General features: G+C 41.0%; 13 protein-coding genes. 5 read left to right on the forward strand and 8 right to left on the reverse strand.

The window, feature by feature from the left end:
• Positions 1-226: 226 nt before the first annotated feature.
• From IM793_RS11565 to IM793_RS11595, 7 genes are all read right to left on the reverse strand, one after another.
• Complete coding sequence (locus IM793_RS11565) at positions 227-961, reverse strand: hypothetical protein (protein ID WP_193421455.1); 735 nt, start codon at positions 959-961, stop codon at positions 227-229.
• A 75-nt stretch (positions 962-1,036) separates the two neighbouring features.
• A complete protein-coding gene (locus IM793_RS11570) occupies positions 1,037-2,458 on the reverse strand; it encodes a hypothetical protein (protein WP_193421457.1) in 1,422 nt (473 codons plus the stop codon).
• Positions 2,459-2,580: 122 nt separating this feature from the next.
• Complete coding sequence (locus tag IM793_RS11575) at positions 2,581-5,913, reverse strand: TonB-dependent receptor (protein ID WP_193421459.1); 3,333 nt, start codon at positions 5,911-5,913, stop codon at positions 2,581-2,583.
• A 128-nt stretch (positions 5,914-6,041) separates the two neighbouring features.
• Entirely contained in the window at positions 6,042-7,031 is a 990-nt protein-coding gene (locus IM793_RS11580; protein WP_193421461.1) for a FecR family protein, read from the reverse strand.
• Between the two features lie 282 nt (positions 7,032-7,313).
• Entirely contained in the window at positions 7,314-7,868 is a 555-nt protein-coding gene (locus IM793_RS11585) for an RNA polymerase sigma factor (RefSeq protein WP_193421463.1), read from the reverse strand.
• 89 nt (positions 7,869-7,957) lie between these two features.
• Positions 7,958-9,331, reverse strand: a complete 1,374-nt coding sequence (locus IM793_RS11590) for a S41 family peptidase (RefSeq protein WP_193421465.1) — start codon at positions 9,329-9,331, stop codon at positions 7,958-7,960.
• A 685-nt stretch (positions 9,332-10,016) separates the two neighbouring features.
• Positions 10,017-10,250 carry a hypothetical protein gene (locus IM793_RS11595; RefSeq protein ID WP_193421467.1) on the reverse strand — a complete coding sequence of 78 codons (234 nt, stop codon included), beginning with the start codon at positions 10,248-10,250 and terminating at the stop codon, positions 10,017-10,019.
• Positions 10,251-11,370: 1,120 nt separating this feature from the next.
• Between IM793_RS11595 and IM793_RS11600 the strand changes: the two genes are divergently transcribed.
• The 5 genes from IM793_RS11600 to IM793_RS11620 all read left to right on the forward strand — a co-directional run bounded on the left by IM793_RS11600 (position 11,371) and on the right by IM793_RS11620 (position 19,129).
• Positions 11,371-11,979 carry an RNA polymerase sigma factor gene (locus tag IM793_RS11600; protein ID WP_193421469.1) on the forward strand — a complete coding sequence of 203 codons (609 nt, stop codon included), beginning with the start codon at positions 11,371-11,373 and terminating at the stop codon, positions 11,977-11,979.
• 64 nt (positions 11,980-12,043) lie between these two features.
• Positions 12,044-13,018: a FecR family protein gene (locus IM793_RS11605; protein ID WP_193421471.1), complete on the forward strand. Its 975-nt coding sequence runs from the start codon at positions 12,044-12,046 to the stop codon at positions 13,016-13,018.
• A 186-nt stretch (positions 13,019-13,204) separates the two neighbouring features.
• Entirely contained in the window at positions 13,205-16,342 is a 3,138-nt protein-coding gene (locus tag IM793_RS11610) for a TonB-dependent receptor domain-containing protein (RefSeq protein WP_227256221.1), read from the forward strand.
• A gap of 10 nt (positions 16,343-16,352) precedes the next feature.
• On the forward strand, positions 16,353-17,777 hold the full coding sequence (locus tag IM793_RS11615) for a tetratricopeptide repeat protein (protein WP_193421475.1): 1,425 nt from the start codon (positions 16,353-16,355) through the stop codon (positions 17,775-17,777).
• An 8-nt stretch (positions 17,778-17,785) separates the two neighbouring features.
• Positions 17,786-19,129, forward strand: coding sequence for an alkaline phosphatase family protein (locus IM793_RS11620; RefSeq protein WP_193421477.1), 1,344 nt, complete (start codon positions 17,786-17,788; stop codon positions 19,127-19,129).
• A 947-nt stretch (positions 19,130-20,076) separates the two neighbouring features.
• On the opposite strand, the gene IM793_RS11625 is transcribed toward IM793_RS11620, so the two are convergent.
• On the reverse strand, positions 20,077-22,524 hold the full coding sequence (locus IM793_RS11625) for a glycoside hydrolase family 3 N-terminal domain-containing protein (RefSeq protein ID WP_193421479.1): 2,448 nt from the start codon (positions 22,522-22,524) through the stop codon (positions 20,077-20,079).
• Between the last annotated feature and the right edge of the window lie 4 nt (positions 22,525-22,528).

A 22,528-nucleotide genomic window follows, 5' to 3' on the forward strand; every position in this document is an offset into this window, starting at 1 on the left:
CACCAAAGGGTGCTGCAACTACCGGAAACGATGTAGATTTAATGATCAAACGGCAGAATTCTTTCTGCTTGTACACGGCTTTGGCCCGCACCTCCTGCAGATCCATTTCCATTTGGGCCGTTATTTCATCATCTGTCATCGTTTGAACTATCATGTCGAAGGATTATTAGCACTTTATATTAGGTTCTTTCCATGTTGCCTTGATATTTTAAATTCTCTATTAAAATTAATTTGCAAACAGCGTCTTTACGATAATCTTATGTGAAGTTCCGGTGATGATACTTCCAAATTCATTTTCAACAAAATAAAGTGTAAGGATGCGCTTGTTATCGGTAGGATCAGATAGTATAGCGTAAATATCATCTAATACGGGCTGCTGAGTTTCACTATCAACTATTTGTAAAACAATGTTATATGTGCCGTCCTTATATAAAACTTCTGCAAACTCTGCCGGAAAATTGCTTCCTATTTTATTAATCCTACCGCCTTCAACCAATTCAAAAGTATTAGGGTCTGACCAGTAAAAAATAACGTCCACTGGTTTGGCAAATGCTTTTGGCGCAAAATTTGCAAATTTCACCTTGATGTGTTCTTTATCTGGCTGAGGTTCTTCAGAACCGTTATTTTCAAGAACAACTGGTGTTACTTCTGCTGTGGGTTGAAAAAGTATCCAATTATTTGTTGCATTTGGCGCAGTATTATAAAGTGTGTCTAAGATCGGTTTGCCTGAATCATCCAAGATCGAAAGCCGTCCCTGACCTGCTGGGACTTTTATATTTGCTAACTGAAGTTCTCGACCTTCGTTCAATAAAACATTATTGTACTTAATCAATAATTTTTGATAAGAGGTTTGATTAATTAAGTTTAAAAAACCAAATTCTGAAGCAATGAGTGGCTGTTCTTTTTTACAGGAAAAAAGCATCAGGCTTAATATAGAAAATAAAGTAAAAAACTTTGACATATAATTTGTATAACGATTTAAATTTATAAAGGCGGCTACCTTAAAAGGTGCCGCCCTTATTTTAAAAGAGTTTAATTAATAAACTTGATTTTGTGGAGTAAGCAATGTCCAGCCTTGTAACCAAGTGCCTGTAGCAGAAGTACCTGGTGCAATAGCGCCAGCATACGGGCTAGAAGTTGAAGCAGGTGATGTTGCACGTGGCACTAACTGGCCTACATTGTAAGCGGTAGCATCACCAAGATAGAATGGTGATAATCCGCCTATAGCACCAAACTGAAGATAGCTATTAGCATTTGTAGCAGTGCTATTAGGTGTTTCCGCACCAACTACCGCTGCAGTAAATGCATGCAAAATGTTGGTAGTGAAAGTGCCTGAAGCCGAATTCTCTTTGATAACGCCAGTAGGAAAACCGCCGAAAACTGAATTCTGAATATCAAAACTAGAATTTCTTCTCAAACGAGCACCAGCTCTAAGAATCGAATTTGTAGTGTTTGTACCTAAGATTGTAAAGTTCTTAAGCACTGGTGTGGTTCTTGGTGTTGCACCACTGCCAGTTTTATCATTATCCGACTCGATACCGTTTGCATCAGACGCACCACCCGAAGTACTGTGTGTTGAATTCAATGCTTTAAGACCTACTGCATACTGAATAGTGCCGGTATAACCGAAATCGAAATCGAAATCATCATCATCACCACCAGCTGCAACCAGGTAAGTAGCATTTACTGTACCACCGAAGAACTCGAAGCTATCATCAGCAGAGTAAGTCACCTGGATGTGATCTAAAGTGGTACCTGAACCAACACCACCCAAAGTTAAACCGTTGATTTCGTTATTGGCGAACAATACCAATCCCGGATATTCAATACGAACGTACTTTAAAGTTCCTGAATTATCGGTATTGTCTGTTCCACCGTAAGTAATGTCAACACCTGATGGTGGAGTTGGCAAACCTTCAATAACTGTGGTGGTCGGCTGGTTTATAGGGGCATCTCCTAATAAAATTACACCACCAAAATCACCTGCTGCTCTGCTACCAGGAGCATTTGGCGAGGTGAATATAATTGGAAGGGCTGCTGTTCCTTGCGCGTCTAGTTTTGCACCTTTTACTACCACTAAAACACCACGAATGTTTTTGGTAATATTAACTCCAGCTTCAGTTGCCGTGTAAGATTTAAATGCACCTGATGAAAGGATTGTACCAGGAGCGATTTTTAGGGTTTTACCGCTTGGCACGTAACTTACACCATCAATTAACCATACTGTGCTACTGGTCAGGTTAATGATGTTGTCTGAAGCGTTACCGTCGAAACTGTCCTGAATTACGCCATCTGCGTTAACCGGGATACTCAACTGCGACGGGTTGCTGAAACCTGCTGTTTTTGCATGATCGTAGTTACCGCTACCATCCTTGCCTAATTCTTTTTTACAGCCGCCTGTAAAAAGACCGAGAGCTACCGTAGCTGTCATGCCTAGATTTTTCAATGTTGTTTTCATTTTTTTGTTTTTAATTTTTAGTACTGCTAAGTTATATATTCAATTGTTAATTTAATGTTATTTATTTATGTAATTATCTGTATATCAAATAATTGAGTTATTTACCCAGATACTACGCGCTGTTAAAAATTATAGGTAAAAGACAAATTGTAAGTACGGCCATATTTCATTTGATAACGCATTCTGTCCTGGTTTTCCGGCTCATAATTATCTGTTCCTTTAACCCTTGTAAAGCCTTCGGTATAACCGCCTTCCCACGATTGAGAATTGATGTAATATTGATCAGCAGTATTTAACAGGTTGCTGATGTTTAATTTAATCTCACCCTTTTGTTTAAGGACCCTTCCGCTCAACTGCAGATCAAGCAGGCTCCGCGCCCTTTGAAATTCTGTTTCAGCAGGATTTGCGGAAATGATGTAAGAACGGTAACCGGAACGGTTGAAACTCAACGTGCCACCCAAAAATTTGTCCTGATACCCTAACCCCGCATTGATTATATAAGGCGACTGCCCGATAAGCGGACGTTTTAGGGGCTGTATAACCTCTATTTTTTCTGGCGCTTTGTCCGGATTAGCAGGGTCATAGGCCGGATTGTTTGTTTTTATAATCGTTTTAATTTCGCTCCAGATATAAGCCGCGTTACCAAAGACGTTAAAATTGGCCAAACTTGGGCTGATTACGTTCAGCGATTTACGGAACTCCATTTCGATACCATAATTCTTTGCTGAATGCTGGTTTTGATAAGTCAGCGTAAGGATGCTGCTGCCCGGGCTTAAGTTGACCAATTCGACCGGACGATCCAGGTATTTATAAAAACCCGATACCGATAGAATTTCTCCGGCACTTGGGTAAAATTCATAACGCAGGTCGATGTTCTCAATTTTGGTACTGCTTAAATTACCGCCCCTTATGGTTGCCTGCAACAGCGGATCTGGAAAGCCAAAAGTAGAGGTTTCCCTGAAATCGGGTCTGATCATGGTTTTAGCATAGGCTGCCCTGACATTCATTTTTTCACTAAGGCTATAAGTGGCATTGATAGAGGGTAAAAAGTTCCAGTTTTTTTCCCCGGTCAATATCGGATTCTCCTGGTTGATAATTATATCAGGGTACTGCGCCTGTTGCAGTCTGCGTCTTCTGATCTCTTCTTCCTGGCGGTTTGCCAGATTAAAATTTTCCGCACGCAGGCCATATACCAAACGCAGTTTTTCAAAAAAACGCTGATCCAGCATTAAGTAGGCTGCATGGTATTTAGAATCCGCGTCAAATATCCCGCCACCGCTTTCATTATCCAGGTAATAATACATTTGAGACAAACCGTAACCGATTCTTTCAGGCGTTAACAAAGTTTCATAAGGATCGATAAAGCCTGTTGCCCCACGCTGCGCATATATTTTAGCCAGGGCAATATCTTGTGTCCTTTTTTTGTTCCATCCCGTGTATCCGGCCTTAATCAGGCTTTTATCGTTTAAAAAGTTAAAAGGGTAGCTTATATTTAATGCCCAATTGTAATCGTGCTCTTTTATCGCTGTCCAGAAACGATAATCCCATACATAATTTCCGACAACCGTACCCGTCGTGGTAACATTTGGCTCCTGGTAGTATGGTTTATCCCCAAAAGTATTGTCCAAAGCATAATAGGAGAATTTACGGGTATCTTTGTGCTCCTGATTCAATCCGGTATAACCCAGGCTCCAGTCAAATTTTAATCCCTTGTTACCAATGCTGTGCTCTGCATCTATTTTATGCTGATTGATATTACTGAATACAGGGTCTGCAAAATTAGTGTTCTGCTTCCGCCCTGATCCCTCATCTCTGCTATAACCCACATAAAAATCTTCATTAAAGGTGCGCGTATATAAATTGCGCACATTAATCTTGAATTTTTTCCCTTGTATCCCGCCGTTTAGAACTGCCCCCAGATTAGTGTTAAACTGGTATGCGGTACCATGACCAACCGTGTCAGGTGAATTATAATAATCAGGCGTGACAGCCAAGCCCCTTGCGGACTGAAAAGTATTAACCTGCTGTGTATTGCGATAAGTCACTCCTGCAACAAAGCCAATTTTGAGTTCCTTCTTCTCATTGATATCGTACAAACGGCCCATAGTAAAACGATAGTTCTGGTTGGGGGCTGTTTTGTACTTATACAAACGGAAACCATCCGGATTAAATTTTTTGCCCTGCTCAATGGCACCGGCGTATCCGGTTTTGAACCCATTTGCGTCCGTTGCTTCAATACGTGGGTCGTCCTGCTGGTTGGCCAAACTATAGAAAACAAGGTTATCAGGCTTTTTACGGTCTCCGTTATCAAATCCGAAATAATCACTACCCTTCCTTGTGCCAGCTGACAGGAAATCCTTGCCTGTGCTCTGCGTGTTACCGCCCCCGCCAATGCTAATTGTTGTGAAGTTTTGGGTTGGGATGCTTAGCGTGTTTACGGTCACCTGGCCACCCACAAACTCTGCAGATACATCAGGTGTGGCCGTCTTGTTTACCACTATACTACTTACCAATTCGACCGGTACTACATCGAAGGAAAAATTACGGCGGTTCAGGTCGGTATTTGGCATTGTAATACCATCAACAAGTGCCTGGTTATATCGCTCGGTCAGTCCACGGACTACGACATATTTATTGTCTAAAGTAGTAATGCCACTAACTCTTTTTAATACAGCCCCGACATTGTTGTCCGGGGTACGGGCAATCTGCTCCGCCGAGATACCATCTGTTACCGAAGCTGCGTTTTTCTGCAGGGCGTAAAGACCAGCTACACTTTCCTTTTTATAAGATGACTTTACGACTACGTCGCTCAAAGAACTGGTAGCAGTTTTCAGCACAATGTCCAGTTTAACTAACTGACCATCTTTAACGATAACGTCAGCTATGCGCTTGGTCTGGAAGGAAATATAACTTACCTCTATGGTGTAGTTGCCAGGCTCTACATTAAAACTGTAGGTACCATCTACGCTACTACTGATAACTTTGTTCCGCTCCAGTAGTTTTATACTCGCACCTGGTAGTGGTTCACCCTTATCATCAACGATCTTGCCGGCAATCCGACCTGGTTGTATCTTTTTTGTCCCTGCTTCCTGTGGTTTGGTATAATTAACTGCAACTGATTTGTTATTAACCGAGAAACTGAATCCTGAACGGTTCAGATCGTTCAACACTTTACTTAATGGGGTTTTACTGTAGCTGATATTTTCCAGCAGTACTTTCTCTATCGTATTGTCGTAATAGAATTTATAGCCTGTTTGTTTATCCAGTTCTTTAAAAAGGGTAACTGCGCTTACTTTATTATTAAATTGAATACTCACAGGACTGGTGATCGTACTGTAAGCCTGGGCAAATAAAGGCGAACCCAATACAATAAACAGATATAGGAGATTGAATTTAAGGATCTTGTGAAAGTTTTTAATTAAACTATCCGTTAGGATATGTATAGAAAAATGCATATTTTCGAGAAATTTTTTACGATATTTTTTTGTATAAAAATTTAATTTTTAGTAGCGGGCTTGCTATCCGCATTGTAAAGTGCCGTTTTACCGAACGGCACTTTCTTTTTTATTTAGTTTTAGTAGCGCTATTTCCTCATGAATGTATATGTTAAACTGTCTGTTTTAGTGAATTTGAGTTTATTAATAAATGCAATGGTTGTAATGACTTCATCAATGGTTCGACCCTTAAAATCCCCATTAACAGAAAGATCTTTCGTGTTAACATTATCAAATATGATATTGACTTTGTGCCATGAAGCGATCCTGTAAACGGCGTCGCTGAAAGATGCCCTCTCGAAAACAAGGCCTTTTTCAACGGGGTTACCTGGCTCAACATCGAATGTGCTTAAGGTTTCCTTTGTACCCACATATTCATAGGCATTTCCTGGTGTGAGAAGAATCGCTGGGCGGGATGAACGCTTGTCTGTCGGCTTTATAGCAACCTTACCGGTATACAGGTTTACTTTACCCCAATGAAACACCGGGTTATATTCTACAGTGAAAGACGTGCCTAAGGCAGTGGTCTGCAGTTCTCCGGATTCTACACTAAATGGTTTTTTCGGATTTTTGGTTACTTCAAAAAATGCTTCCCCAACTTTAAGATATACCCTACGCTCTGCTGTGGAAAAAGCCTTCGGATAGCGAAACACAGATCCTGAAGAAACGGTTACTACTGAACTATCAGGAAGGATTACCTTTAACGTTTTTCCTAATCCTGCCTCTACCGTAATAAAGGTTTTGGTGTCCTGAATAAAGCTGTAGTATTGAAAACCTTTAACTCCCGCAAAAAGAAACAGAACCGCAGCTATACTTGCTGCAACTTTGTAAACCAGTTTTAACGGTTGCTTTTTACCAGGACTTATTTTTGAAGAGATATTGTTTTTAATGGAATTTAAGGACTGTTCAATGTCATGGGGTATATCAATCGATTGGGATATTTCCAATTCTTCATCATCTTTAAGCAACGGCATGTGTTCACCGCTTGATGCCATTTCCCAAAACTCCTGTTCCTCAAAAGGGCTTAGTGTTCTGTCGGCAAACTTTTTTAAAAGTTCTTTTTTTCTGTTGTTGTCCATTTTATCACTCGCCGACAATTTCCTATTTGACCGGTTACAGTGATATATACAGTAAAACTAAGGGGTAAGGGGGGCTCTGTATGAAAATATATTTTTTAGGAGACGAGGGGGTGTCATTTTAGGTGGTTCGACTGAGCATATCCCGCAGCCTATACATTCATAATCATAAATAATTAAATTTGCTGCATAATTGGACAGCTTAACACCTATTTAAATTATTAAAGAACCAAACCTTATAAAAGGCGCCTAATCAAACGCTACAATTGGCAAAAGGGGAGCACGCTATAAATAATCCCCGGAATGATTGAGTACGGCTAATTTCCGTGTTGCCTTGGAGATGTGGTCTTTCACGGTTTCTTTACCAATAGAGAGCTCAATCGCGATCTCATCATAAGACAAGCCGGATACCTTAGACATTAAAAAAACTCTTCTTCTTTTCTCTGAAAGAATAGATTGAGTTTTTTCGATCAGCGAATTGAAGTCCATACGGATATAAACATCTTCACACTTAACATCATAATTACCATGCTTGTAGTGATCGGTATATTCCAGTTGCATTTTTCTTTCTTTGGCCATTTCCTGAATCCAGTTGTAAAAAATACTTCGGGCAATTGTATTTAGATATTTTTTGATCCCCTGCTCCGGGTCGATATTAGAGCGGTACTTCCATAAACGCAAAAACGCATCCTGAACCAGTTCTTCCGTTATTTCACGAGAACGGGTGTTTTGGTAGAAGTAGAGCCAAATGTTACGGCTCAATATGCTGAAGACCTGATCGAAGGCCTTTTCATCACCTTCAATGAATCTTTTTACGATATTTAATTCTGAACTTTCCATGGTAGACGCGTTAGAATTTCAAAGTTATTTATAATGAATGTAGCCTTTGATTATCTGAATGTTATTTCTGTGTTAACATTAATTGGCCGCTAAGGCAACCTTTGTATTTTTACCTGTCCCGCATTTTTATCCATTAATTCCCTTGAATCATAGAGTAACCGTGGAGCTGCTTTAGCACTAAATGTACTAACCCTTGCCGCTCCGTTTATCCTTGCCAGTGCGCTTTTGATCAGCGGATCATTAGCATCTCCGAAAGGAACGAGCGCTTCGCTAAACTCATTTGCGGAAATGTCAGGAACTAAACCGGAAGGGTAATCTCCCTCGCTGTTGCTATTATACAATTTGAAAATCATGGGTTCGATACTCCAATTGTTATTTTTGCTGCTATTACCATCCCTGATCGCAAAGGAAGCCATATCCTTACCGAGTGTGGACGCGCCTATCTGAATAACATTGACCCATGGCTTCAGTCCTTTTATCAGAAATTCGGCTGCTGATGCAGTGTGCGTTCCGGTTAGCACAAACACCCTGTTTAAATTTAGCCGCATCGCTTTTAATTCATCAAAGCTGAAGGAATATCCCGGAGCAATATTAGAAATGGTTTTTTCAAATGATTCTCTGCGGGTTCCTGCGTTTTTATTTCCCCGATATTCGACAAAAATATCGCTTTGGTTTACATTGGATAATATGGCTGCCAGTGCGGCGCTCATGCCAATGTCGCCGCCAGGATTGTATCTTAAATCTATAATCAGTTCAGAAACGTTTGCCGCTTTAAAGGAAGCAAATGCGGCTTCTAAATCATATTTTGACCTCCCTTCAAAAGAGTTATAAAATAAATAGGCAATAGCTTTTCCTCCATTGTTAAACACCTTATGCAGATATACCGGATTTTCGGAAATCAGGGCTGCACCGAGCGTAAGCTCCCCCTTCCCTTCAATATCAAGGCTGATTTTACGTTGGGCAATTGCGGATTGGATCAAATCTGCAATATTACTACCTGATGGCTTCGTTCCATTGATGGTTTTTACGATGCTTCCCCTTTCCAATCCGATTGTCTGAGCCTGGGTGCCCGGCACCACCATAGCAACATTTGTTTTCACCTCCCCTGAACTTTCCTGAAAAACGACCAGCTCAAATCCGAAATTATGGACAAGAGAAGGATAGTAGCTTTCCCGTACAGCGGGATTTGTCAACCTGGAAAACTTATCACGTGAATTTTTAATCGAGGAAAAAAAGTCAGAAGGTTCAGCATTAAAATTGGGTTTGGAAGGCAGCTCACTACTCCAGTAGTAATAGACTTTCATACTATCCAATACCCAGTTGTTGATATATTGATTGGAGCCCGCCGGATAGTCTGGAGGGTTATTATCTTTCTTACAGGAGCTCTGTGTAAGAGAAAATAGCAATAATAGCCAAATACAGCTATAGTAACATTTTTTAAAAATGAGTAATCTATTCCACATGGTGCTTATGCTTAGATTAATGGCATATGTAAAATTAGGCTGCTAATGTTAACAAATAATTAAGTTTCCCCCTTATATACTGACATGGAAACGAATAAATGATGCAGGTCAGGCAGCTTAAAGCAAAGGAGCAAATTACATTGACATGGCCTGCTCTTTTAGAAGTTTCAAAGGAATCACGAGTTCCGAGTGATTCCCCCGGCCTCAAGGACGGCAAGATATTTTTGTGGACAAAAATACATCTTGCTAAGACCACGCGGGCTTGCACTTGCCCGATCCTGAAGCGGTTCTGAACTTAGATTTATACTTAAGAATGCTTGAAAAAATGGTGTGGTAAGCTTCGTTAAGTCAGCTTTTCATTGGTATCTTGCACTCTTATTCCGTATGGTTCCAATAGAAGAAAGGAGCGCAGGAGCTGCCTAATCTTCTGGCGTGGCTGCTGCCGGATTCACTTGAGTTTCGGGTAGTAGGCACCGTTGAATTCACAGCCCTTTAGTCCGGCTATGGATATTTCCTTTTTCATGGCTATACAATTAAATTTTATACTACCAAAATTGGGCAAGCTAAAATTCCATTTTTCCAATATGGGATGTTTAGTCAAAAAACACCGTTAAGGCATTAAAAAGGCTTTTTTTTTTAAAGCATAAAATCCCTTAAATCGTTAAAAGATGAGAGGGATACTTTATCAGTTTCCTGGCTTGAAGCCGTCAAGCAGATTTAGTATTTCATGCTGGCTAATAGAGGCTGGGTCGTTGAACTGCCTTAAAAGAATATCATTGGGTATAGCAATAGATCCGCTGGTGGTTCTCACCAGGGTGCCAACATCTGTTTGGTTATTGAGAAGATACTCACCGACGGCAGGGTTTAACTCCTGCAACCTGATGAGCAGTTCGTAGATCACGTATACTGCAATTTGCATTTGGTAAAATTACGATAACTTTTACACAACATTAAATCATCATTATATTAACAACGCAGAAATGATTATGAATGGTTTAACACTCCATAAACCAGAGCATATAGCAAACTGACATGAAAACAACAAGTGATGAACATTGATGCTATCTATCTGCAAAATGGCTGAATGACGTGAATAAGATTTGTGTTTATAAGGTCAAGACGGTAAGATTTTTCAGATGAGTTTCTACAGAATGTCGCCTTGAAATGCAAAAAAGCTCCGACATCCATCTGAGCTTTTTGTATCAACTAACCAAACTTATAAATACTAACCAAATATTTATGCACCAAAGCTAAGACCGGATCGTTAAATAAGTGTTAAATAATAGTGATATGTTACCTCCTTATTATGACATAATATGAACTGACCAATAAATTAAAACCAGCTTCCTTATTTGCATCAAGATTAGATTTACTGGAAAGAAACTCATTAACTTAAGTTGCTTCAAAAAGACGTGGCGAGGATTTGCGGAGTTACTGAAGCCTGCATTACGAACTGAAAAAAATAGATGTATCCCTCAAATTCAATATTTCCCCCGGATTGGTAGTTTTTCGCTGATAATATTGTTTTTAGTTGTGCTCAAGAATGCTGCGCATTTTGACGCGCCAGAGTACCCAAAGCGCTTTGTTCTTCGGTATAAACCTGTATTAGCTAGCAGGATGCCTAAACTATCATTAAAAAGAAGTGTCCAAATGGTAGATCATCTATTCGGGACCTCGAAAATGTAGAGAAGTAATTTGACAGCAAGTGGGACAGACAGATCCTGATTTTAAAACCGATAAGTCAGAACATCCGTAATGACTTATCGTGATCAACTAACTAAACTTTGTATAATATCAACCAAATATTTACATCGCAAAGGTATGGCCGGATTATAAATCCAGCATGATTTTTTTGTTAATTTCAGACATATTGCTCTGTACGGGCAAAAACTAAAATCTTAAGCAGCCATCCAAATTAGCAGTTTGGCAGTCAAAACCGCTTCGTGGGAGATGAGGGATGAAATCTTCGAAGATGATCGGCACATCTTACCTAAAATTAATATGGAGTTCATACTCGCCCCGTAATTTTGCTTCAGTTTATGAATCTATCGTCCGACAGTAGCTTATTTGAATTGATAAAAGCGGGCAATCACCTGGCCTATACCGCTATAATAGACCGGTATTGGGAAGAGTTATACAGACATATATGGTCGAAGATCAAAAATCAGGACGATGCTAAAGATATCGTGCAGGATATTTTTCTGGGTCTCTGGAAAAACCGAAAGAGCATTACCATTGAAACAGGTGACAGCCTTGCCCCCTATTTGTTCAGATCGGCTAAATATGCCGTTATCAACCATTTTTCAAGGCCAAGAATAACAATTGCCGACGAGCAGGCTTTATCAAAAGCACTACAGGCCCCTTCAACAGTTAAAACCGACGATACATTGCTCATGGGCGAGCTGCAGGGTTTGGTAGAAGACGAAGTCAACCTGTTGCCTGCAAGATTACAGGTCCCCTACCGGTTGTCCCGCGAACACGATCTACCGGTCAGGGAAATCGCCAAAAAATTATCTCTTTCAGAACAGACCGTTAAAAACAACATCAGTACGGCTTTGGGCATCATCAGGTTTAAATTAGGCAAATACAATTCGGATGGATCTATTATACGCGTCCTGGCCGTTGCCTGTTTACTTCATCACAAATAATTGATGTAATGTTAACATCTGCTTAAAGTACCTGATCGTTACTGGGGTGATATCTATGGTAACGATGTCACAATACAAAGATCAAAAAGCTTTAAAATCTGTACTTAAGAAATACCTGGATCAAAGCGTAAGCCCTGCAGAACGCGCTGCCGTCAATTCCTGGTATGAGGGGCTAGGTAAGGAGAACCATGATGTACCCGACCTGGATCGCCTGGATGCTGCACACAAACTGGGCCGTTCGATCAAAATGCACCTGAACAGGCAGATCCTCCTTTCAGGCAAAGCAAGCCCATGGTTGCTGTATTTAAAGTATGCAGCCGTATTTCTTGTCCTGTTGGGCACAGGCCTTTTCACCTATCAGAAATACCATTTTCCCATAAAACCGGAACAGGAAGTTACATTTAAGTCAACGCAGCATGCCGCCAAGGAGATTTCCCTACCTGATGGCTCGGTGGTACTGCTAAACGTAGGAAGTGCACTCACACTAGCCGCCGACTTTGGAACACATGAGCGGAGGGTAAGGCTGACAGGCGAAGCTTTTTTTAAAATAGCAAAAGATAAAAAAAAGCCTTTCATTATAAAATCCAGTATACTTACCACAACGGTACTTGGCACCTCATTCAATATCAATGCCTATCCGGACCTGGATCGGATTAAAATTGCGGTTGCCACCGGAAAAGTTAGGGTAGCCAGAAAGACAGCAGCAGGCGAAGAAGTACTTGCCTTGGGAATGACAAAAGATGCCAGTTTAACCTTTGATAAACCTACCGGGACAGTAAACCTTAAAACAGAAGACGCTTCACTGCTTTCTTCCTGGAAAGACAATAAACTATACCTGGATAATGCAACCCTAAGCGAAATTGCAAAGCAGCTTGAAAGATACTATCACCTAAAGGTAGTTTTTAGTCGAGCGTTGGATAAAGGCAAAAGATATACGGTTCGCTTTAACCGGGAACCGGCAAACAGGGTAATGGAAATCCTTTCCCTACTTACCAAAGCGAAATTTACCTACCAAACCAATCAGATCACTATAAAATAAAGATTATGTAACAGGTACTAAAAAATTAAAAAAGCCGGAAATGAGCCAACACTTCCGGCAGGATTAAGGCATTGAAGCAATGCCCAACATTTCCAATGATCGCTTAAAACATTAAAAACTTATTCAAATATGCAAAATTATTACCCGGGTTGCAAACACCCGACATGGTCACTTTTTATCCTAAAAATGAAGCTAACAATAGCCCTTGTTTTTCTTTCAAACGCACTGCTTTTCGCAGGCCCAACTGCGGGGCAGTCTATGAACGACATCAAAATAGATCTTTCGGTAAAAAACCTGCCCTTAAGGAAGGTACTGGATTTGATTGAAAAGAGAACACCCTTTGTAATCGGTTATGAGAACAACCGCTTTACCGAGACAAAAACCTTTAATATCCAGGCCAGGCAGAAATCCGTAGCAGACATACTCCATGAGCTGATGGAAAATTCACCTGTAGAAATCCTGCAGATCAGCAATAAATACATCTTGATCAATACCAAAAAGATCCTGCCTCCGATGTTTGTGACGGGCACGGTTACCGATAAGCGTACCGGAGAAAGTTTACCCGGCGTGAGTATCAGGGTGAAAGGCGGCACCGCAATAACCCAGACTGACAGCAAGGGCAATTACAAGTTGACTGTTCCAACGGATCAGCAGGATGTAATAATTGAAGCTAGGTCGATAGGTTTTAAAAGCAGGGAGTTTGTGGTTGCAAGAAATTCTACAAGCGTAGCCATCAACATCCAGTTGGAAGAAGACCTTTTGGGCCTGGATGAAATTGTTGTTACCGGACAGGGAATAGATGTGAGCAAAAGAAGACTCTCATCAAATGTGGTGAGCATTTCTGAAAAAGACATCAGGGATATCCCTGCTTCCAGGATCGACCAGTTGTTGCAGTCAAAACTTCCCAACGCACAGATCAGGTTAACGGGCGGGCAGGCAGGTGCTACTTCCATCATCCGTTCGAGAGGTGTCAATTCAGCTTTCATCAGCTCTACCCCTATTATTTATGTAGATGGGGTAAGGATGGACAACCTGAATACAAGGGCAGCTCTGGGCGGTGGAAGTGCTACAGGTGCCGCCATCAGTTCGATTTCTGATATCCCAATGGACAATATAGAAAAGATCGAGTTTGTTAACGGCGGTGCCGCAACTACCCTGTATGGCTCTGATGCAGCCAACGGCGTGATCCAGATCATCACCAAAAAAGGTGGAGCCGATAAAACCGACATCACTTTGGAAACCCAGTTGGGCATTGAAACACCGACAACAGATTACCTCCACTTTAAACGCACAAAGGACCTGCTGATGCAGGATGGTTTTTATCAGAAGCACAATGTCGCCCTGAACGGTGGCGATGGCAAATTCGGCTACAGTTTCTCGGGCGGCTACCAGAACAGTACGGGTACGCAGATCCACGATCAGAACGGCAACAGGAGGATTGACCTTAGGACAGGCCTCAGGGCTTCTTTAGGTACAAAAGTAACTTACGAGAGTTCATTCAGTTACATCAGCAACAAATACAAAAGAAGCCGTAATGGAAACCAGGGCGGTTATACAGGCCTATGGTTTGCTGAGAGCGGAGCATCATCCATCACAGGGCCAAGGTTTAAGAGTGACCTCGATGCGATGACCGACGATGAGTTTGCGGCTATCAAAGCCTATGTAGATAAAGCCGAAGCCCTGCAGAACAACGGTATCAATGTAAACAGGTTCCAGACTTCACAGGTATTTAAATATCAGCCATTAAAGAACCTGACCTTCAAAGCTACCGGAGGAGTAGATTACCGTGCCCAGCGACAAAACATCATCACCACCAACGAGTACCTTTCGCATACCACTAATACCGCCATTACCAATCAGGGTAGCATCGACAATTTTGACAGGAACTATCTTGGCCTCACCTTCGAATTTAATGGACAGTATGAAGCCAAGGTTGGCGATTTCTCTTTCATTACTACTGCCGGCGGACAGCTCTTCCGCAACGAAGACCACCAGATCCAGTACACCGGAACCAATATCAGGGACGGTGCCCAGACCATCAGTATTGCTGCAACCCGTACAGGTGATGAGTATTATTCTGCTGTAACGAGTTACGGAATCTATCTGCAGGAGAATGCAGGTTATAAGAACAAAATCTTTCTTGATTTAGGCCTGCGTGGCGACGGGAACTCGGCTTTCGGAAAGAACATCGGTATCCAGTATTATCCCAAAGTTGGACTTTCTTACATTCCGAGTGCAGAAAAGTATTTCCAGTCTGTTTCGAAAATATTATCATCCGCTAAAATCCGCGGAAACTATGGTATTGCAGGTAACTTTCCTACCCCTTTTGCCAATGAAAGAACAATTTCTTTTATCGGTTTTAACGGCGAACAGGCTGCCTCATTCGGCCAGGCGGGCAACAGCGATTTAAAACCTGAAAAAACCACAACCGTTGAAAGTGGAATTGACCTTGGTTTTTTAAATGACAGGATTATCATTTCGGCCGGATTTTACCATTCCATCACCAAAGATGCCTTATTCGTAGTTCCGCCAGCACCTTCAACCGGACAGACCAGTCAATTACAGAACACAGGAAGAATCTTAAACCGTGGACTGGAATTCAATACTGTTTTAACCCCGATCAAAACGACCAACACCAGTCTGAGGTTCAATCTGTCTGTAAATACCTTGTACAACAAAGTAATCAGTTCTGGTGGTGCAGCACCATTCAACATTAACGGTTTTAGTGCAAGAACGGTACAAACAGTAGTACAGGAAGGTTATCCGATCGGATTTATCAGAGGAAACTATGGAGTGTTTGATGATCAGGGTTTGCTTGTGAGCACCACTGCACAACAAAATCTGGGCACAACAGTACCAGATTTGTTCGGTAGCATGGGTATTAATTTCCAGTACAAATCATTTAATTTCTTTGCCAATGCAGATTACCAGAAAGGCGCTTATGCAGTTTCTTTTGATAGGCAGTTCAGGTTTAATTATGGCACCTCTACTGAAGGAATCCCTCAGGCAGAAATCGATAAGAGTGGCAGAACAAGATGGCTTGATATCACCAATATGTTTGTAGAAAAAACCGATTATATCAAAATCAGGACCATTGGCATAGGCTATAACTTTAAACCTGCCGCATGGAAAAAAGCCGTTAAAAGCATCAATTTAGGCTTTTCGGTAGTTAACCCGCTAAATTTCGCTACTTCGAGCTTTGATCCGGAAACAACCATCAGTGGAAGTGCTCAGGGACAGAACGGTGCCACAACGGGAGGTATATCATATTCTACCTATTCGGCACCAAGACAGTTTGTAGGTTCACTAAGGGTAAATTTTTAACGATAAACAAATGAAAACATATATAAAAAACTTTCTTACAGCAACAATAGCATGTATCCTGCTTGCAGGCTGCGCAAAAGACAACCCCAACATTACTGATGAGGTTTATTTGACCACAACCAACGTTGCAACCACCTGGTTGTCGGGATTAAAGCGTCAGATGGCGCTGACCATGAACCAGGTCATCGTGAATACAGAACTGGTATCAGACAATTATTTCAACAACAGAACCCTGAGCAACAAAGTGTTTGATATTCCGCAGATAGACAATTTTGATCTGGATGTGAACAATATCCAGTCTGCAATTCAACGTTTAAGGGAAATGTCCGAATACGGCTTAACCACTGTTGTCAATGCGGATAAATCAACCACTCCAGTACAAAAAGCAGAAATGTATTTTATAAATGCTTATGCGCATGTGCTAAGTGGAGAATTGTTTACAGGTCTCCCAGGTACCGCTAAAGGGGCTGTGCTTTCCCCAGCCCAACATTATGCAATGGCGATTTCCTCCTTGGATCAGGCGATTTCCTTACAAACCAACGCCACTGAAAAAGCAGCATATACACTTTTGAAGGCGAGGGTTTATTATGATCTTGGCGATGCGGCACAGGCAAGAACATTTGCAACGGCAGTAATGACAACCCCATTATTACTGAAACAACAGGTTTTTGATGGGCAGAATTCAGCTTCAAATGATTTTCAAACCTATCTTTTCTCTTCAACAACCAATGAGTTTGCGCCACTTCCCCGTCTGGACTTTCTGGATCCGAAATATTATAATACCGGAACGATTGCGCTCGACCAGAAACCGGTAAGTTACCTCAAAGGTGAAGAAGCTTATCTGATTTTGGCCGAAATCCAGGTTTCCAGTAATGATCTTACCGGTGCAAAAACAACTTTAAAAAATCTGTTGACAGATGTAATTGCCAAGAGACCAGTTGCTACTTTTAGTGATGTAAAAGAAACGCGGAACGGCGGTAACCGAAACGACTACCCCTTGACCGCGGTGAAGGTAAAGTTTGATGATACTGATGTGGAACGTGCTGGTTATGTATTAGACAGAAAAACAGCCAACATTAATATTTCAACAATTTCAGGCACAAAAGTAACCGCAGCAGATATCGATGCTGCAAGCACCCAAGATGCGCTGTTGTACCTTGTTTATAGAATGAGACAGGAAGTTTTCATTTCAGAAGGAAGAAGGATGACCGATCTGGGCATTAAATTTCCGGTTTCCCAAACTGAACAATTAAACAACCCAAATGTAAAACCCAGTGACCTTATTGCGCAGATTCCTTCATTTATCCCTAAAAACAGGGGAATGGATGATTTTACCAATAATATCGCAAGTGGCGTAGTTACCATGAAATATGACATGAACAAAGTGCTGGTTGGTAATAAAACAGCAAAAGAAATTTTCCCATTTATTAATTGATTAAAGAAATGAAACCGAACATTTTTAAAAATACAATAGTCCTGATCTTCCTTATCGCCATTTCTATCAGTACACAGGCGCAAACAGCTAAATACGTGGTTTTGGTGAGTATTGATGGTTTCCGCCCTGATTTTTACCTGGACAAAAGCTGGCCAACGCCAAATCTGCAGCAGCTCATGGCAAACGGATCTTATGCAAAAGGTGTGCGCTGCATTTTCCCAAGCGTAACTTACCCCTCTCACACGACTTTGATTACCGGCACCTTCCCTGCTAAACATGGCATTACTTATAACAACATGCCAAATGAGGACAACAAATACGAATGGACTACTGATGCCAAAAAAATTAAAGCAGAAACGCTTTGGCAGGCTGCCAGAAAAAAAGGGTTAAAATCTGCATCTGTTTCCTGGCCTATCTCTGTTGGCGCAGAGATAGACTATAATTTACCTGAAATTTGGTCAGAAACCAATATGGCCGATCGTAAGAGCGCAATCTCCACACTGGCAACCCCTAAAGGCTTGCTGGAGGAAATGGAAAAATATGCTATTGGAGATATCGATATGGAGGATTTAAACCTGAGTTCTTTGGCCATGGATGAGAATAACAGCCGTATGGCAGCTTATATCCTTCGAAAATACAAGCCGAGCCTGTTAAGCATACATATTGCGGGAGTTGATGGTGCAGAGCATAAAGAAGGGAGATCTGGTGACGGCGTAAGCAGGGCTGTCGCATCGGCAGACCATGCTGTAATGAATTTATTGGATGCCATTAAAAAAGCAGGCATGCAGGACAGTACTGCGATAATTATTACCGGTGATCACGGATTTGTAGATGTTGAGAAAACACTCTCACCAAACGTTTGGCTGAGTGAACTGAGTATTGATAGTAAAGTAGGAAAAGAAGAACCGGTTGCTAAATTTCAATCTGCCGGAGGGTCTACTTTTTTTCATCTTAAAAATAGTAAAGATGTAGCTATCCTTAAAAAAGTACGTCAGAAACTGGCCAATCTACCTGCCCAGTACAAACAGATGTTCAGAATAGTAGAACGGGACGAGCTTGACAAAATCGGTGCAGATCCACACGCCAGCTTTGCATTGGCTGCCGCTAAGGGCGTTTACATACAAGATAACGCCAGCGGACCACTTTCTGTCCCTAAAAAAGGTGGCGCCCACGGATATTTCCCCGATAGCCCCGAAATCCGTACGGGATTCATCATTGCAGGTGCGGGAATAAAAAAAGGCATTGTTCTGGAATCCATTAACCTTGAAGATGTAGCCCCAACAGCCGCTAAAATACTTGGTATCCAGTTAACAGATGCCGAGGGCAAGGCCAGAACTGAATTCATTAAATAAATAATCCTTTTATCAGTCGAAAAAACAATCATAATTCAAGTAATTATGATTGTTTTTTTTTGCAAAACCAGCATTCCTCGACGGAACCCGCTTCAAACTCAAGCTTGTAAACCAATCCAAAATAACACTGTAATTATATCTTTTTATTTGTCAGTATTTTTGGAAAGCACAAAGTACCCTCCCTGATTTGCTCTTGATTTTTTTTAATAGATACTAATCAATATTTCGTTTAGATTTTGGATAGATAAATTCCTTTTTATACTGATCATCAATTCCGCAATTCGTTTTAAATCATCGATGAAAAAGTTCGATAACGGTCCTGCCAGTAGCACCAAACGAGACAAATCAGTTTTTTAAGCTGGTTGTCTCGTTTTTTATTTTACGCAACTAGATATTAATCAGATATATTAACTAAACTCTTCATTCAATCCAGGTGTTTATTGGTTTAAGATTTACTAATCCTTTTCAAAAACCTTATTGGCTTTACTGCATTAATCCTAAATCGACATGGCGAAATACAATGATAGTAGAAATAGCTTTTGTATTTTCCTTTTGATGAACTGCCAGTCAGATTTTTTCCATAAGAAGAGCACAATAATAATCCGCGTAAAGAAAGTTGTTCAGAGCTTATCATTCTTCCCGGGCTATGGAGCTTCTACCATCCATTATATATTTAACTAATAGTGCACCCCTCCATTTCAGTGCAAAGTGGCCGACAAATGGATTGCCGAGTAAATACAATATTGAAAAAACGAGGCTGTATCAAAAAGATTTAAGTTGGCTTCACTAAGCAAATTATATTTTGATACGCCGTCATTCCCAATTTAATTGGGAATCCTAATGCTATTTCAAAGCGCTTTAAGATTCCCGCCTGCGCGAGAATGACGGGAAACGAAATAAATTCTAGCCTTAACTCCTAGATTTCACTTTTGATACAGCCTCGTAGATTATTTACTTTTCAGCTCGCTAATTGGAGCAATTAATGCAAACGCTTTATGCACTTTTTCCACTTCCAGTTCTTTCGGCAAAGAGAATTCAGCAGTTTGTTTTATATTTAAAGATGATGAGCCAATTGCCACTTTATAGGTTCCAGTTTCAGCAATCCAGGCACTTTTACTTTCCATAAATGAGGCTAAATCTTTCGGAGACAGGGTTAACTGCAAAGTTTCTGACTGACCAGGTTTAAGTAGCTTGGTTTTAGCAAAAGCTTTAAGTTCTTCAACGGGTTTATCAATATTTTGATGTGGTGCTGAAAGATACAATTGTACAATTTCTTTACCGGCAACCTTGCCAGTATTTTTTACCGTAATGAATGCGGTTAACTTTCCATTAAAAGTTTTGCTACTCAATTTAAGGTCGGTATATTCAAAATTTGTATAAGACAGACCATAACCAAATTCAAACGATGGTTTTACCTTGAATGTATTGAAATAGCGATAACCTACATAAATCCCCTCTTCATAAGTCACGTTTTCCGGATTCGCGATAGGTGTACCTGGCCAGTTTTTAGCCGATGGCGTATCTTCATATTTTATGGGGAAAGTCATCGTTAGTTTACCCGATGGATTTACTTTTCCCGAGATAATATCTGCAACAGAATTTCCTCCCTCCTGGCCTGGCTGCCACGATAATAAAATCGCATCAACTTTATCTTTCCAGCTAGCAGTTTCAATTACCCCGCCAATATTTAAAATTACCACCACTTTTTTCCCTTTTGCATGGAAAGCCTCAGTTACGTTATTAATTAGGGTTACTTCATCTGCAGCAAGGTTAAAATCGTTATCAACCTTTCTATCCCCTCCTTCACCGGAGTTTCTGCCAATCGTAATAATGGCCAGTTCTGTAGTTTCTGCTTTTTTAGCAATGAGTTCCTTGTTTAATTCAAGTTCTGGCAATCTTTGTGGCAAAGCCAAAATACCACGCTCTTTACGGCTCTCCAATTCTGCAGCTTTTTCTTTTGCAACAAATGGAGTGTACAATGTTTTCAGTTCGGCATCTAATTGATAACCGCCTTTTTCTAAACCTTCTATCAAGGAAACGGTGTATGCCTCATTTACATCGCCACTTCCGGTACCACCGGCAATAAAATCATAAGAAGTTACGCCAAAGGCCGAAATTGCTTTTGCCTTGGCAGTGTAGGGCAATAAGTTATTGTTGTTTTTAAGCAAAATCATTCCTTCAGCGGCAGCATTTCTGGTTACTTCTGCATTGGCTTTAAGGTTAGGCTTGTTGCTATATTTGTATTTGGCTATGGTTGGCGATTTAAAAACCAATTCTAAAATCCTCCTGAGATTGGTATCAACTACAGACTTAGAAAGTTTTCCGTTTTTCATGTTTTCTAAAATGGCTGCTTTTTGCGCAGGAAGCCCTGGCATGAGCAGGTCGTTACCAGCCTCTAGCTGTGCTACCACATTGCTTGTTCCTGCTTTTAAAGCATTGAAACCAGCGTAACCACCAAACCAGTCGGTCATTACAATACCTTTAAATCCCCATTCATCACGGAGGATATCTGTTAAAAGATCTTTTCTTGCAGAGGTATAGGTTCCATTGATCAGATTATAAGATGACATCACCGTCCAGGGATTTGATTCTTTAACGGTAATCTCAAAACCTTTCAGATAAAGCTCTCGCATGGTCCTTTCGGTGATGTGCTCATTGATGGATAGGCGATTGGTTTCCTGGTTGTTTGCCGCAAAGTGTTTGATCGAAGTACCAACCCCGTTCGATTGGATACCGTTAACCATCGCTGCTGCAATTTTACCGGCAATTAAGGGATCTTCTGAATAATACTCAAAGTTACGTCCATTTAACGGATTGCGGTGGATGTTTAAAGCAGGTGCCAAAAGCACATCAACACCATATTCTTTCACTTCATTCCCCATGGCTTTACCAACACGCTGAATCAATTCTGGGTTCCAGGTCGAGGCCAATGCAGTACCAACAGGAAAAGCGGTACAGTAATAGGTATTTTTATCGTTATCACGGATGGGTTTAATACGCAGACCGGCCGGGCCATCGGCCACAATAATTTCGGGGATGCCCAACCGTTTAATTTTGTAAGTACCGCCCGCAGCACCCGGCACCCGGCCTTCAATAGCGCCAACAACTGGTGTAAGTCCGTCGAAACCAGGCATTCCCGTACCCATTAGCATTGATGCTTTTTCTTCATCGGTCATTTTGCTGATCAGATCATCAATCCGTTCGCTTATCGGAAGCCTGTAATCTTCATATTTATCCAGTTTACCGTTTCTGTTCATATCTTCAAAGGTAAAACTGTTTATGGTTAAGGTTGGGTTTTTTCCATTTGTGGAAGCATTTTTCCAGGAGATATTGGCAAATACCAATACCCCCATCAGCGAAAGCTTAAGCACCCCGTTAACATGGTTCTTTTTCATAATC

Origin of the sequence: Pedobacter sp. MR2016-19 (assembly GCF_014947265.1) — a bacterium.
In the GTDB taxonomy this organism is placed as follows: Bacteria; Bacteroidota; Bacteroidia; order Sphingobacteriales; family Sphingobacteriaceae; genus Pedobacter.